Origin of the sequence: Clostridium sp. C8-1-8, from assembly GCF_009928445.1 — a bacterium.
Taxonomy (GTDB): Bacteria; Bacillota; Clostridia; order Clostridiales; family Clostridiaceae; genus Clostridium_AR.
In genome coordinates this window covers 1-14,100 of record NZ_JAABNO010000041.1, presented here as the reverse complement: position 1 = coordinate 14,100, position 14,100 = coordinate 1, and the positions used below count along the sequence as shown (strand labels likewise).

Below are 14,100 nucleotides of genomic sequence, written 5' to 3'. Positions count from 1 at the left end.
CAGGAACCTCAAGTATCGAACAAGTATAACTTAAGTTTCTATATAGGAGGCCTGTAAACATAAACTTATTGAAAAGGAGAGAAAGCTATGGGTTATGTACCTATGGTAGTAGAACAAACAAGCAGAGGAGAAAGATCTTATGATATTTACTCCAGACTTTTAAAGGACAGAATAATTGTATTAAGTGATCAAGTTAATGATACTACTGCTAGTCTAATTGTAGCTCAAATGTTATTTTTAGAAGCAGAAGATCCAGATAAGGACATTACCTTTTATATAAATAGTCCAGGTGGAGTTATTACAGCAGGAATGGCTATTTATGATACTATGAAGTATATTAAATGTGATGTATCTACTATATGTATTGGTATGGCAGCAAGTATGGGATCCTTCTTACTTGCAGGAGGAACAAAGGGAAAAAGATTTGCACTGCCAAACAGTGAGATAATGATCCATCAGCCATCTATATCTGGAGGCTTAAGAGGGCAGGCAACTGATTTGAAGATATATGCAGATAATATTTTGAGAACAAAGAAGAGACTTACTGAAATATATAGTGAAAACACAGGACAACCAGTTGAGAAGCTTCTTGCAGACATGGAAAGAGATAATTTTATGAGTGCTGAAGAGGCTAAGGCTTATGGGCTTATAGATAATATAGTAGAGAGAAAATAAGATTTCTAAAAATTTCATAAAAGTAGATATAAATAAAAATCATGCATAGACAAGGAGATGACTCCTAGCTTGCATGATTTTTATTTTAAATCTTACTATTTTATAGTCGTTCTAAAAAGTTTAGGCAGCTTCTTTTTCTTTACTTAAAGAGTCACCTTCAATATCAAATTTAGGTAAAATTCTATCTAACCATTTAGGCATATACCATGCTTTATTTCCTAATAAGGTCATAATCGATGGTACAAAGGTCATTCTAACAACGAAGGCATCAAACAATACACCAAAGGCCATAGGAATTCCCATAGATTTTATATTCATATCAATTTGAACACCAAAGCTTGCAAAAACCACTATCATTATCAAGCCAGCTGCAGCTACTACAGCACCACTACTCTTTATTCCAGATATAACTGCTTCCTTAGCATTTCCTGTTTTAGAAAAGTGCTCTCTCATACGACTTACTAGGAAAACTTCGTAATCCATAGCTAAACCAAATAGTATACCTATAACTATAATAGGAATGAAACATAATATTGGACCAGCCTTAGCTACTCCCAGTAAGTCTGCGAAATTACCTTTTTGTAAAGTTAATACATCAAAGCCTAGGGTTGCAAATAATGTCATTAAGAAACCTAAAACGGCCTTTACTGGTACTAATATAGATCTAAAAACTAATATCATTAATACAAAAGCTAGTCCAAGAACTACTATAGCAAAGGTAGGTATTGCATCTGAGAGCTTATTGGAAACATCAATATTTACAGCGGTTCTACCGGTTACAGCAAGACTAGTATTATAATTTTTTTCGGTAATATCCTTACTTTTTTTACGAATGGCATTAACTAAATCTTTGGTTTCCTTGTCATTAGGGCCAGTCTTTGGAGTTACCATTATCATTGCTATTTTACCATCTTTACTTGGAATTGCAGGTGAAATTGTTGCTATTCCAGGTAGGGATTTTATTTCATTAGCAGAATCTTGTACAGCTTTTAAAGTATTATTTCCTGCTTTAGAAGAATCAACCACAACTACAAGAGAACCGTTAACTCCTGCACCAAACCCCTCTGATACCATGTCAAACCCCTTACGTTCTAAAGAGTCTTTGGGAAGCATTCCGTTGTCAGGTAGTCCTAGCTCTAGATCCTTAGCAGAATAGCCAAGCATAACAGTGAGTAATAAAGTACTTATTATCATTATAATAGGATGTCTAGTTACTACCTTTCCCCAAAGATTTGGTTTAATTTCAGTTCTTGAAGACCTTGCTTCAGTAGAAGCTTTTATCTTTACAGGATGTATGCGCTTTTTCGCAAGCCTAATACATGCTGGAACTGTAGTAAGAGAAACGATTACCACCAAAAGAACCATTACTGCAGCAACTCTTCCCATAACTCCTAAGAATGGTACTCCTACTAAAGACAATCCGAATAAAGCAATGATAACAGTTATGCCTGCAAATAAAACAGCACTACCTGCAGTGCCCATAGCCAGTGCTACAGCCTCTTCTGATTCATAATGTTCAGAGAGATTTTGACGATATCTTGAAATTATGAATAATGCATAATCAATTCCTACTGCTAGACCGACCATGGAGGCTAAAGATATGGAGAAAGAAGACATATCCACCACATTAGTTCCAGCTGCAATGGTAAGTAATCCTGCAGCTAAGCCGATAAGCGCAGTTATTATTGGTAAGCCTGCAGCAATAAATGAACCTAATGTAAATATAAGAATAATGAATGCTACAATAATACTTACTACTTCAGAGCTTCCGCCAATTTCAGTGGTTGATAATGAAACGCTTCCTCCTAGACCAGTTTCAATACCTGATTTATCAGCTATTTTTAAGCTGTCTAATACCTTATCTTTTGATTCCTTTGAGACTTTATCGCTTTCATCATTATATGTTATATCTGCATAAGCAATTTTTTTATCTTTACTAATTGCACCTACAGAATTATAAGGATTTGCTACTGATTTTATAGAATTATCATTTTTCTGTACAGCATCAATTGTTTTGTTTATTGTATCTTTTATTTCACTGTCTTCCACGGTTTTTCCATCTTTGGCTTTAAAAATAAGTCTTATTGTTCCATACTCTTTTGTTTGACCAAATGCCTCCTTTAGTACATCACCTGCTTTAGAAGACTCTGTGCCAGGGATAGTCATATCTCCTTTAAAGTTAATTCCAAAATTAAAAGTTAGTCCAGCTACAATAGCTATGATTGTTAACCAAAATAAAATGATTCTCTTTGGTCTGTTATAACACCAATTACCAAGTTTATATAATAATTTTGCCATGAATGTGCTCCTTCCGTTAATTCATTTTTGATAATTTGTAAAACGACTATGTGTTTATGATAGCTATAATAAGTTTTCCAAACAATTGTACCTTTGGGAAGAATATAACTGTACTTTAAGGCATGCTATCTATGATTTTAGCAAAGTTTTAGAAATTCATTTCAATGAATTAAGGACTTAGATATTAGTATTAAACAGCTTCTAGAGTTATAATAGTTATTACCCAAAGGTACAGTATATGGACAAAATATATAGAGGTCTGTAGATATAACTTTAAAGTTTAATGGAGAGATGGAATTATAATATGATTTTCAACGTTAAAATAAAACTTAAGCAAGTTATTTATATGTAGTATAATAAGAGAAATGGTAGTTTAGCTTGTATAAACAAGATTTTGCGAATATATGGTTATATTAGTTGCAGTATGATTATTGCCTACAGGTAAAATATAAGTGAGAAAAGGATGAGTGAATACATGATAACTAAGTTCAATATAGACAGCTTCCTAAAACAATATCCTTTTGCAGAAGAGGAAATAAGAAAAAATAATATAGATGTAGAAGTTCTAGGAGAAATTTATGCAGACTATATATCAGTTAAAGATACCTACGAAAACCAGGCTGACTTCATAGCTAATATACTTAGAACTCATCCCAAAGTACATTCTGTAAAGTCTAGGATAAAGCAGCCAGGTAGACTGATTGAAAAAGTAATAAGAAAGACAGAAGATAGGAAAAATAAATATAACGAGGATTTTCAGTTTAATATAGATAATTATAAAGAAGAGATAAATGATCTTATTGGAATAAGAGTTATACATATATTTAAGCAAGAGTGGGAGGAGATTCATAAATTCATCCTTGATACCTGGAAGGTGGTGGAGATAACTGCCAATGTCAGAGAAGGTGATGATACTAAGCGCTTTGAAGAACTAGATATTCAGATCAAATCTAGAAAGTCTGGATATAGATCAGTTCATTATCTTATAGAATTTTACCCTACCAGTCAAAAGGTTATAGCTGAAATTCAGGTTAGAACCATATTTGAGGAAGGTTATGGAGAAATAGATCATCAACTTAGGTATTCTCATAAAGAAATCCCTGAAATATTAGAATCTAACTTGCTTTTATTTAATAGAATATCAGGTAGTGCTGACGAAATGGCTTCAATGATTAATTTATTAAACAAGAATTTGTGTAAGATGGATTCTGATTACAAAACTATGATGGAGCAGAAGGATCAGGAAATAAGGGAATTGAAGGAGAGATTAAAGAAGTCATAACTCAGTGTTATTTTAATTTCAACAATACTATTGAACATAGCTACAATTAAATATTTATTATATACAAATTAATAGTTGACACAAAGGTATATTGATAGTAATATAATATTATAAAACTTAATAAGTAGTAATTAGTAACTTGTAGAGGGAGTAACTTCTTGATAAATTAAATTTATCAGGAGCAAGGTCGTCAATTCGGATTTTCCCGGCTTTGCTAACAAAGTAGTTTAGTGAGACTCTATAGCTAGAATGAATCTAGCTATAGAGTCTTTATTTTTTGCCTAGAAGAAAATTTCCTTAAAATGTAATTAAAATTAACAGCATATTGAAAGAAGTACAGAAGTAAGGCTTTTAAGATACTTTAGAAAACTAATTTTCATAGAAAGGAAACTTATTGACGCAATACTAATTTTTGGGGAGGTTTATATTTTGAAAAGTAGTAAAACTATTAATGGTAATAAGGTTAATCTTAATAAAGAAGGGAGTAGTTCAATGAACACTTTTTATAACAAGTCAGTGGAAGAATCCATGAAACTTTTAGAAGTTAAAGAAGGTGGACTGAAAGACCCTGAGGTAGATAAAAGAAGAGAAAAGTATGGCTTTAATGAATTAGAAGAAGGAAAGAAGAAAAGTGTATTAGCAGTTTTTCTAAGTCAATTTCAGGACTTTTTGGTTATAATTCTTTTAATTGCAGCAATTATATCTGCATTTTTAGGAAAGTTAGAAAGTGCCATAGTAATATTAGTTGTAGTAATAATAAATGCCATATTAGGTACAGTTCAGCATATTAAAGCTGAAAGATCTTTAAGTAGTTTAAAGGCGTTATCCTCCCCTATTGCTAAGGTGTTAAGAAATGGAAACAGAGTGGAGATACCTTCTAGAGAGGTGGTAGTTGGGGATATAATTTATCTTGATGCAGGCGATTATATTAGTGCTGATGGAAGAATAATAGAAAATTACAGTTTGCAGGTTAATGAAAGCTCCCTTACCGGAGAGTCGGAAAGTGTATTGAAAAATACAGAAAAGATAGATGGTCAGGATGTAGCTATAGGTGATAGAAAAAACATGGTCTTTTCAGGAAGCTTTGTTACCTATGGTAGAGCAGTTGTGTTAGTTACTGATATAGGAATGAGCACAGAGATAGGAAAGATAGCTAACTTACTTCAGAATGCAAAAGAAAAGAAGACACCATTACAAGTTAATTTGGACAACTTTGGTAAAAAGCTTGCTATAGTTATATTGGTTATATCAGCTATTATATTAGTACTGAATATAATTAGAGGAACAAGTATTATAGACGCCTTTATGTTTGCGGTATCTTTGGCAGTAGCTGCTATACCTGAAGCATTAAGTTCTATTGTTACTATAGTTCTAGCGTTAGGAACTCAGAAGATGGCTAAGGAAAATGCCATAATGAGAAGATTGCACGCAGTAGAAAGTCTTGGTAGTATATCTGTAATTTGCTCCGACAAAACAGGAACCTTAACTCAAAACAAGATGACAGTGCAGCAGGTCTATACTGATAACAAAGTAATACAAAAAGATCAATTAAACAAGGAAGACCAGCTTCAAAAAAAGTTAGTTCTAAGCTCTCTATTGTGCAACGATGCAGTAACTGTTGAAAATAAAGAAATCGGAGACCCTACAGAAGTGGCTTTAGTTAACTTTGGAGAAATATATTCCTTCGATGAACTTGTTATAAGAGATAAATATAAAAGAATAGCGGAGGTTCCTTTTGATTCAGATAGGAAGCTCATGAGCACATTGAATTATGTTGATGACATGAAGATGATGGTGACTAAAGGAGCTCTTGATGTACTTTTATCTAGAGCAACTAGAATTGAAACTTCAAAGGGTATAGAGATATTAACCGATGCTCATAAAAAAGAAATTGAAAAAATTAATAGAGAATTCTCTTCAAAAGGTTTAAGAGTTCTTTCTTTTGGATATAAACCTTTAGAAGATAAATCCGCTATTGGAATAGAAGATGAAAATGATTTGATATTCATAGGACTTATATCTATGATGGATCCACCAAGAGAAGAATCTATGAGCGCCGTAGCAGATTGCATAAAAGCTGGTATAAAGCCAGTTATGATAACTGGAGATCATAAGATAACCGCTTCAGCTATAGCAAAACAGATAGGTATATTAAAAGATGAATCGGAAGCTATGGAAGGCTATGAACTTGAAAAATTAAGTGATGAAGAGCTTAAAGCTATAGTAGAGAATATATCAGTTTATGCTAGAGTTTCACCAGAGCATAAAATCAGAATAGTAAGAGCTTGGCAGGAAAAAGGTAATGTTGTGGCAATGACTGGTGATGGAGTAAATGACGGTCCAGCTTTAAAGCAAGCAGATGTGGGAATTGCTATGGGCATAACTGGAACAGAGGTTGCGAAAGATGCAGCAGCTATGGTATTGGCTGATGATAACTTCTCAACAATAGTAAAATCAATTTCAAACGGTAGAAGTATTTATGAAAATATTAAAAATTCCATAAAGTTTCTTCTATCGGGAAATACTGCAGGAATATTGTCGGTTCTATATGCAACATTATTTGCATTACCAATACCTTTTGCACCAGTACATTTATTGTTTATAAATCTTCTTACAGATAGCTTGCCAGCAATAGCTATTGGTCTTGAACCTCATAACAAAAATATAATGGACAGAAAACCAAGAAATATAAATATCCCTATATTGAATAAAGAATTTGGGATAGAAGTGCTTCTAGAAGGTTTAATAATAGCTATAGTCACAATGATTTCTTTCCACATAGGGCTTTCTACAGGTAATCATGAGATAGCTATGGTTATGGCGTTTGCAACCTTATGTCTTTCTAGATTATTTCACGGTTTCAACTGTAGATCAAAGCAGTCTATCTTTAAGGTTGGAGTTTTCGCGAATCCATTTGTATGGTATGCAGTTATTTTAGGAGTTGCATTGCTTACTATAGTGCTTACAGTTAAACCTATAATGGGGATTTTTGAAGTGGTACCTCTAAATATTTCACAATATGTTTCTGTATATGGATTATCATTAATACCATTTGTGTTAATTCAGTTATATAAATTAATTTTTGTAAAATCATCTGATTCAGATAAGTAATAGAAGCAGTAGAAGTTTACTCCATAATATAAATCTCCAGTAGATTAAGTGATATTTTAAGTAGTATAAACAAGCTTTCTTAGGAAAAAATATTGATGATGTGGAATATACAATACAATTAGTATCAAGCTTAATATATCAAGGATATGTAAAATTTTTATAATTTGAATTTAATCTTAAAATGGAGGTAAAATATATATGGCGACTAAAATAAGCAATACTAGAAAAAAGATGGCTTCCTTAGGATTAAAAAAGAATGAGTATGGAGATTACGTTTATATAGACCCCAATGACAGATTGTCAGAGTTTGTAGCAGTAAAAGGCAAGAAAAAAGAGAAATAGGAGATGATGCAAATGGATGATAATGCAATAAAAAAAGTAGCAGATATTCTAAGTATTTATTCCTATAAAGTTGATGCCTTAGTAGAAGTGCTAGTAGATAATAATGTGGTGACTAAGGAAGAGATAAATAAAGCACTAATTAATGTTCTTGATGAATCTGAAAAAGAACCTTCAACTGACGAATATGTTATAGAAAAATTAAAGGAAAAGATCTTAATTAAATAAAAACGTAAAAAAGTCGTAGCAATTAAGTTAAGAAATAAATATATATAAAGTATAAAAAGCTTATTATTGCAGTTACCTAAGTTTAGGAGCTGACATATATCATAAGCTTTTTTATAAAGAAGCTCTGCATAAATTGCAGAGCTTTATTTTATTGTGTAGGAAATCAAAAAAAAAATAGTTAGCTAAACCTTTTGATATGAAGTGGGTATAACTACTAGTGAGGGAGATAGTAAAAAGACTTCAATCATAAATTTGGAAGTATAATCTATTTAACTATAGATAAAAGTTAATGTTATATAAAAAAATATATAAAAACAGAAAAAAAGTGCATTGACAATATATGGGATATAAAGTAACATGTAGGTGTAAACAATGTAAATGAATTTAAACACAATAAATGTGGTGTATTTATGCTTTAATATAAATAAATTCTGCAGTTAATAGTATATTTACTATATTTATAATCAACAGATAGACGTAATATCATATAGCATTTCCAAAGCCTAATTAATTCTAATAAACTATCTCAAATGAAATATCATTCTAATAGATCTATATAATACATCCTAAAGAGTCCAATAATTACAAATTCATATATCTAATGTAAATCTAATAAGGTATGAAAGGAGGAAAGGAATAAGGTCTCTGATTTGAAAAATTAATATCTATAACAAAAACATGAAAGCTTAACTATCCTACTTAAATTATTAAAATTAATAATACAATTATTAAGGAGGTTGTTACTTGTGTTGAAAAAATTAAATAAGTCCATATCAATTTTTGTAATACTTTTTTTCGCCAGTTTTCTTTTCCAAGGTATAGCTGTGAAGGCTGCAGATTATTCTAGTGGTATAAGTGTGTCGGGAGCTACTGCTACAATTTGGTTTAAATCTAACGTTAGTACTACTTGGGTAAATGTCCATTACAAAGTTAATTCAGGTACTCAGCTTAATTATTCCATGCAGTACAATAGTTCAACTGGCAGATATGAAAAAAGTATTGATGCATCTGTAGGAGGTAAGGTGGATTACTCATTTACCTATAATAATGGAACACCAGCCTATGATACAGCGTGGATTAGCTATACAATAGGTTCGAGTTCTGGTTTAGTAAGCGGAAGTATTTACACTATAAAGAGTAAGGTTAGTGGAAAGGCTTTAGATGTAAAGGATGCATCCACTTCTGATGGTGCTAAGATACAGCAGTGGACAAGTACAGGAGCTACTAATCAACAGTTTAAGGTGGTTGATGTCGGCAATGGTTATTATAAGCTCATAGCTGTAAACAGTGGAATGGCTCTAGATGATCCAAACTTTTCTACTTCTGCTGGAACACAGCTTCAACAAGCTGTTGATAATGGTTCAGATGCTCAAAGGTGGCAGATAGTTGATATGGGAAGTGGATATTACAAGGTAGTTTGTAAAGCTAGTGGGTTAGTAATGGATGTGTCAAATTCTTCAACAGCTGATGGAGCTGTTGTACAGCAATGGACTGATAATGGAACAGATGCACAAAGGTGGTCTTTTACTTTATCTAACAACACAAACCCAACAAATGGCTCTATATATTCAATAGCTGCTTCATCAATTCCAACACCAACTGTAAGTGGAGCAGTAAGTGTTAAGGTTATGAATGGAACTAATGGTGCATATGCTGATGCTAATATATACTGGGGAGTTCTAGGTATAAACCCATCCAATGGGAAGTGGTCTTATCTAGATTCAAATAGTAATCTAGTTCCTATTTCAAATTCATTGAATGATGCCTCAGGACATCTAACAAAGAATGGTGCAAATTACGCTAATATTTATCATAAGATAAGTGAAACAAACTGGGTTACACTACCTAAGATAACCTCTGGAAGAATGTTTTTAAGTGTAGGATCTCCTTGTTATATTAAAACTTATGATGATGGTTTTGCAGGGCCTAACGTAGACAATCCTACAGATCCTAACAGAGATGTATATTTTGATTTTGTTGAGTTTACTGTTAATGATACTGGGTACCATGGAAATACAACAAGAGTTGACGGGTTTGGATTCCCAATACAACATAGATTGGTTAATAAAGCAGGAAATTATGATAGAACCGTTGGTGAACTAGAGACAGAAACCCGTTCAGGCATATTTACAAAATATCAGAATGAGGTTCCAACAGAATTCAAGTCTTTAGCTACATTGCAAGCTCCATATAGAATTGTAGCACCTATACATGGGACTTTTGCAGCAGGTGGGGCGAATGCTAACTACTTTGCAGGATATTCAAGCTATTCTACTCAAGATATATTACTTGGAACTAATGGATTACAGCAAAATCCTCAAATATGTGCGGCAATAAATAGACACGTTTACACAGATACTGCAAATTGGAACAATCCAAGTGCATATTATAAAGCTGCACCAGCAAACTATTATGCTAAGTTCTGGCATGATCACAGTATAGATAATCTAGCTTATGGCTTCTGCTATGATGATGTAAATCAACAGGCAGCTTATCTTGAGGTGGGAGATCCTAAGGGACTAATAATAAGAGTAGGCTGGTAAAATATAATTTAAGGTTTAGCAAAGAGTATTCTAAGCTAAACCTTAAATTTCTTAGTTAAATTCATATTAATCATAAAAGTAGTATTAGAAGCATACTTTACTGTATAGGAAAATATACACCTTTTTCTAGATAAGCCTAGAAATTTGGAAGGGGAAAATAGTGCTTTTAGATATACAGTAAGAAAATGGGCATATGCAAGAAATATTTACTTTAAGCAAATGAAAATCAAGATTATATGAAGGTTACTTCTTGCAATGTTCTTGAACAGTCACTAAAGCTTCACCAAATCTTTGGAAATGTACCACTTCTCTTTCTCTTAGGAACTGAAGTACATCTATTACGTCTTTATCATCTATAAGTTGAATCAATCTTTCGTAAGCAGCTCTAGCTTTTTGCTCAGCAGCCATATCTTCATGTAGATCAGCTATTGGATCTGTAGTTGCTTGAATATATGCAGCAGTCCAAGGAATTCCATTTGGATCAGAAGGGTAAGCCGCTGTGCCATGTACAACGTAATAAGAATCAAAGCCTTCAGCTTTTATTTGTTCAGGAGTAGCTTTTCTTGTAAGTTGATATATCATTGAAGAAACTATTTCTAAGTGAGCTAATTCTTCTGTACCGATGTCAGTTAATAAGCCTTTTGTCTTTCCTGTAGGCATAGTATATCTTTGACTTAAATATCTCATGGAAGCACTAAGTTCGCCATCAGGACCACCTAATTGAGTCATGATAATCTTAGCAGTCTTCAAATCAGGTGTTTTGATATTTACGGGATACTCTAATCTTTTTTCATAATACCACATACATTATTCCTCCATTAAATTAATTTGCTTCTCTTTCCCATGGCCATGGTTCTGAAACCCATTGATCCCAATCCTCAGCAGGTTGAAGTCCAAAGTTAGTTAAAGGACCATACTTAGAACAGTATTCCTTCCTTAAGGCTCTTAGTTTTCCAGAAAGATAGTTTAGTCTTTCTAAAGCATCCTTGCAATCAGGATGAGTATCTAAGTAAAGATTAAGCTCTACTAGATAAAAGCCAACTTGTTGGATCATACAAAGTAATTTCTTTTGTTCCATCTGTACTACCTCCCGTATTTTTTCTTCTCATAAGGTCTATATAAATCATTAAATATAGTTCCCCGAGAAAAAGCAGTTTTTATATAATAAAGATCTTTAAATGGTTGAGGTACTACATAAGCTTCGGCATAATCTAGCTTAAGCTCATCCTTCATCTTGAATACGTCACTCATAAGACATCCTCCAGTATTTAATATTTATATTTTGTTCTGTATTATATAAATATGAAAAGTTTTAATATAGTGACACAATAATAGAGAATATAATTGAAATTGATTTTTAAATATTAGCACTTGGATCCGAAATCTATTTTCAAAGCTCTATGGGTTCCAAGAGGAGAATTTGAAAACACAAATTTATTAAGAAGTAGCAAAACCATATTTATTAAAGAAATTACAAATTATAGTTGACAAACTATTTTTGCCTAATTATAATAAGAACAAGTAATTTAATAAAGACCTTATCAAGAGTGGTGGAGGGATAGGCCCTGTGAAGCCCAGCAACCAGTATTTCATTATACATGGTGCTAAGTCCAACAGCGTTAGCTGAGAGATAAGTATGCGTGATTTTCATACCTCTTTCAGCAAAGAGGTTTTTTGTTTTTGTAAAGTCAATTTATTTAAATCTTAGGTTCTTTTTTATATCAATAAGTTCAAAAGATCACTAATGAATATAGCATTAGAGATTTTATATAATTAAATAGCTTTATATTTCTTATCAAGAGAGGTTGAGGGACTGGCCCTACGAAACCTCGGCAACCTTCAGATCCATTTATCTGAAAAGGTGCCAATTCCTGCTTTAGGATCATTACCTAAAGAAAGATGAGAGACGGTAGTATTTTTTGCGGTAAATTATACCTTCTTTCGTCATTCAATTGAGAAAGGAGGTATTTTTGTTTTTACTGCATATCCAATAATTAAAGCTTAGAGAAAAGCTGCTTTTATTAATCTGAAGATTGGCAAAATTATAAAAATATAGCATTAAGCTTAAAATAAAGTCCAATAATAGCACTTTAAAAATATTGTTTAAAATGAGGAGAGATTAAAATGAGTGAAGAAAGAAGTTTAAAATTTGATACATTACAAGTACATGCAGGTCAAGAAGCGGATCCAACAACGGGGTCAAGAGCTGTTCCAATATATCAAACTACATCCTATGTTTTTAACAGCGTAGAGCATGGAGCTAATCTTTTCGGACTTAAGGAGTCTGGAAACATATATACTAGAATCATGAATCCAACTACTGATGTATTCGAAAAAAGAATAGCAGCACTTGAAGGTGGTATTGCAGCTCTAGCAGTTGCCTCAGGGTCTGCAGCAATAACATATGCCATCATAAACATAGCTGAGGCTGGAGATGAAATAGTTGCAGCAAGTACTTTATACGGTGGAACATATAATCTATTTGGAGCTACCTTGCCTAGATATGGGATCAAAACAATTTTTGTAAATCCAGACGATCCAGAGAACTTTAGAAGCGCAATTACAGATAAAACTAAAGCCTTATATATAGAAAGTATAGGAAATCCAGGAATAAATCTTGTAGATATAGAAGCAGTTGCAGCTGTGGCCCATGAAAATGGTATTCCTCTTATCGTTGACAATACTTTTGGTACTCCTTATCTTATAAAGCCAATAGACTTTGGAGCAGATATAGTTGTTCACTCAGCAACAAAGTTTATAGGTGGACATGGAACTTCTATTGGTGGAGTAATTGTTGATTCAGGTAAATTTGATTGGGTAGCTAGTGGAAAGTTTAAGGGACTTACTGAACCAGATAACAGCTACCATGGAATAAGATTTGCTCAAGATGTTGGTGCTGCGGCCTATGTAACAAAGGCTAGAGTTCAATTATTAAGAGATACTGGAGCTGCAATAAGCCCATTTAACTCTTTCTTATTCCTTCAAGGTCTTGAGACTTTGTCCTTAAGAGTAGAAAGACACGTTTCAAACACAAAGAAGATAGTAGAATTTCTTAATAATCATCCTCTTGTGTCTTGGGTTAGCTATCCAAGCTTAGAGGATAATAAGTATTATGAGCTTGCTAAGAAGTATTTTCCTAAGGGCGCTGGTTCAATCTTTACCTTTGGTATAAAAGGTGGTACAGCAGAAGGAAAGATATTTATAGAAAGTCTTAAGATATTCTCACATCTTGCAAATGTAGCTGATGCAAAATCATTAGTAATACATCCAGCAAGTACAACACATGCACAATTAAATGAAGAACAACAATTATCAGCAGGGGTTACTCCAGATCTAATAAGATTGTCTATAGGTATTGAAGATGCTGATGACTTGATTTACGATTTAGACCAAGCTCTAAATAAAATCAATAAATAATTAAAGCCTCCTAATATTATAATTTATATTTAAATATTGCCACCTCATACTAGAAAATAGGATGATGCTCTTTTTAGCAGTTGTAAAGAGTTGATCGTAATCTATTAATGAGGTGGCATGTTTTTATTATTGGCTATGGTTAATAATATTGCTGAAATTAAGTGGTTAAGAAGGAGATGCTATATGAGCGAGCAATTAGAATTAAAT

General features: G+C 32.7%; 11 protein-coding genes and 2 riboswitches. Of the genes, 7 read left to right on the top strand and 4 right to left on the bottom strand.

Annotation, left to right across the window (positions count from 1 at the left end; all coding sequences use genetic code 11):
- Positions 1 to 87: 87 nt before the first annotated feature.
- Positions 88 to 675, top strand: a complete 588-nt coding sequence (gene clpP / locus GXK57_RS24260) for an ATP-dependent Clp endopeptidase proteolytic subunit ClpP (RefSeq protein ID WP_160680595.1) — start codon at positions 88 to 90, stop codon at positions 673 to 675.
- A gap of 120 nt (positions 676 to 795) precedes the next feature.
- Here the strand turns inward: clpP and GXK57_RS24255 are convergent, their stop codons facing one another.
- A complete protein-coding gene (locus GXK57_RS24255; RefSeq protein WP_160680594.1) occupies positions 796 to 2,973 on the bottom strand; it encodes an MMPL family transporter in 2,178 nt (725 codons plus the stop codon).
- A gap of 475 nt (positions 2,974 to 3,448) precedes the next feature.
- Between GXK57_RS24255 and GXK57_RS24250 the strand changes: the two genes are divergently transcribed.
- From GXK57_RS24250 to GXK57_RS26425, 5 genes are all read left to right on the top strand, one after another.
- Positions 3,449 to 4,255: a RelA/SpoT domain-containing protein gene (locus tag GXK57_RS24250; protein ID WP_160680629.1), complete on the top strand. Its 807-nt coding sequence runs from the start codon at positions 3,449 to 3,451 to the stop codon at positions 4,253 to 4,255.
- Between the two features lie 492 nt (positions 4,256 to 4,747).
- Positions 4,748 to 7,366: a cation-translocating P-type ATPase gene (locus tag GXK57_RS24245; protein ID WP_160680628.1), complete on the top strand. Its 2,619-nt coding sequence runs from the start codon at positions 4,748 to 4,750 to the stop codon at positions 7,364 to 7,366.
- 198 nt (positions 7,367 to 7,564) lie between these two features.
- Positions 7,565 to 7,708, top strand: a complete 144-nt coding sequence (locus GXK57_RS26430) for a hypothetical protein (RefSeq protein WP_202127785.1) — start codon at positions 7,565 to 7,567, stop codon at positions 7,706 to 7,708.
- A 12-nt stretch (positions 7,709 to 7,720) separates the two neighbouring features.
- A complete protein-coding gene (locus GXK57_RS24240) occupies positions 7,721 to 7,933 on the top strand; it encodes a hypothetical protein (RefSeq protein WP_160680593.1) in 213 nt (70 codons plus the stop codon).
- A gap of 746 nt (positions 7,934 to 8,679) precedes the next feature.
- Positions 8,680 to 10,476 (top strand): beta-1,3-glucanase family protein, encoded by a 1,797-nt coding sequence (locus GXK57_RS26425; RefSeq protein ID WP_202127784.1) that lies wholly within the window; start codon positions 8,680 to 8,682, stop codon positions 10,474 to 10,476.
- Between the two features lie 243 nt (positions 10,477 to 10,719).
- Here the strand turns inward: GXK57_RS26425 and GXK57_RS24230 are convergent, their stop codons facing one another.
- Genes GXK57_RS24230 through GXK57_RS24220 form a run of 3 tightly spaced genes read right to left on the bottom strand, consistent with a single transcriptional unit; the run spans position 10,720 to position 11,727 of the window.
- A complete protein-coding gene (locus GXK57_RS24230) occupies positions 10,720 to 11,280 on the bottom strand; it encodes a manganese catalase family protein (RefSeq protein WP_160680592.1) in 561 nt (186 codons plus the stop codon).
- 19 nt (positions 11,281 to 11,299) lie between these two features.
- On the bottom strand, positions 11,300 to 11,554 hold the full coding sequence (locus GXK57_RS24225) for a spore coat protein CotJB (RefSeq protein WP_128215045.1): 255 nt from the start codon (positions 11,552 to 11,554) through the stop codon (positions 11,300 to 11,302).
- A gap of 5 nt (positions 11,555 to 11,559) precedes the next feature.
- Positions 11,560 to 11,727 (bottom strand): spore coat associated protein CotJA, encoded by a 168-nt coding sequence (locus GXK57_RS24220; RefSeq protein ID WP_243156503.1) that lies wholly within the window; start codon positions 11,725 to 11,727, stop codon positions 11,560 to 11,562.
- Between the two features lie 284 nt (positions 11,728 to 12,011).
- Positions 12,012 to 12,113: riboswitch (SAM riboswitch) on the top strand.
- A 152-nt stretch (positions 12,114 to 12,265) separates the two neighbouring features.
- Positions 12,266 to 12,382, top strand: a riboswitch (SAM riboswitch).
- Between the two features lie 218 nt (positions 12,383 to 12,600).
- Between GXK57_RS24220 and GXK57_RS24215 the strand changes: the two genes are divergently transcribed.
- On the top strand, positions 12,601 to 13,893 hold the full coding sequence (locus tag GXK57_RS24215; protein WP_160680591.1) for a homocysteine synthase: 1,293 nt from the start codon (positions 12,601 to 12,603) through the stop codon (positions 13,891 to 13,893).
- Positions 13,894 to 14,100: the final 207 nt, after the last annotated feature.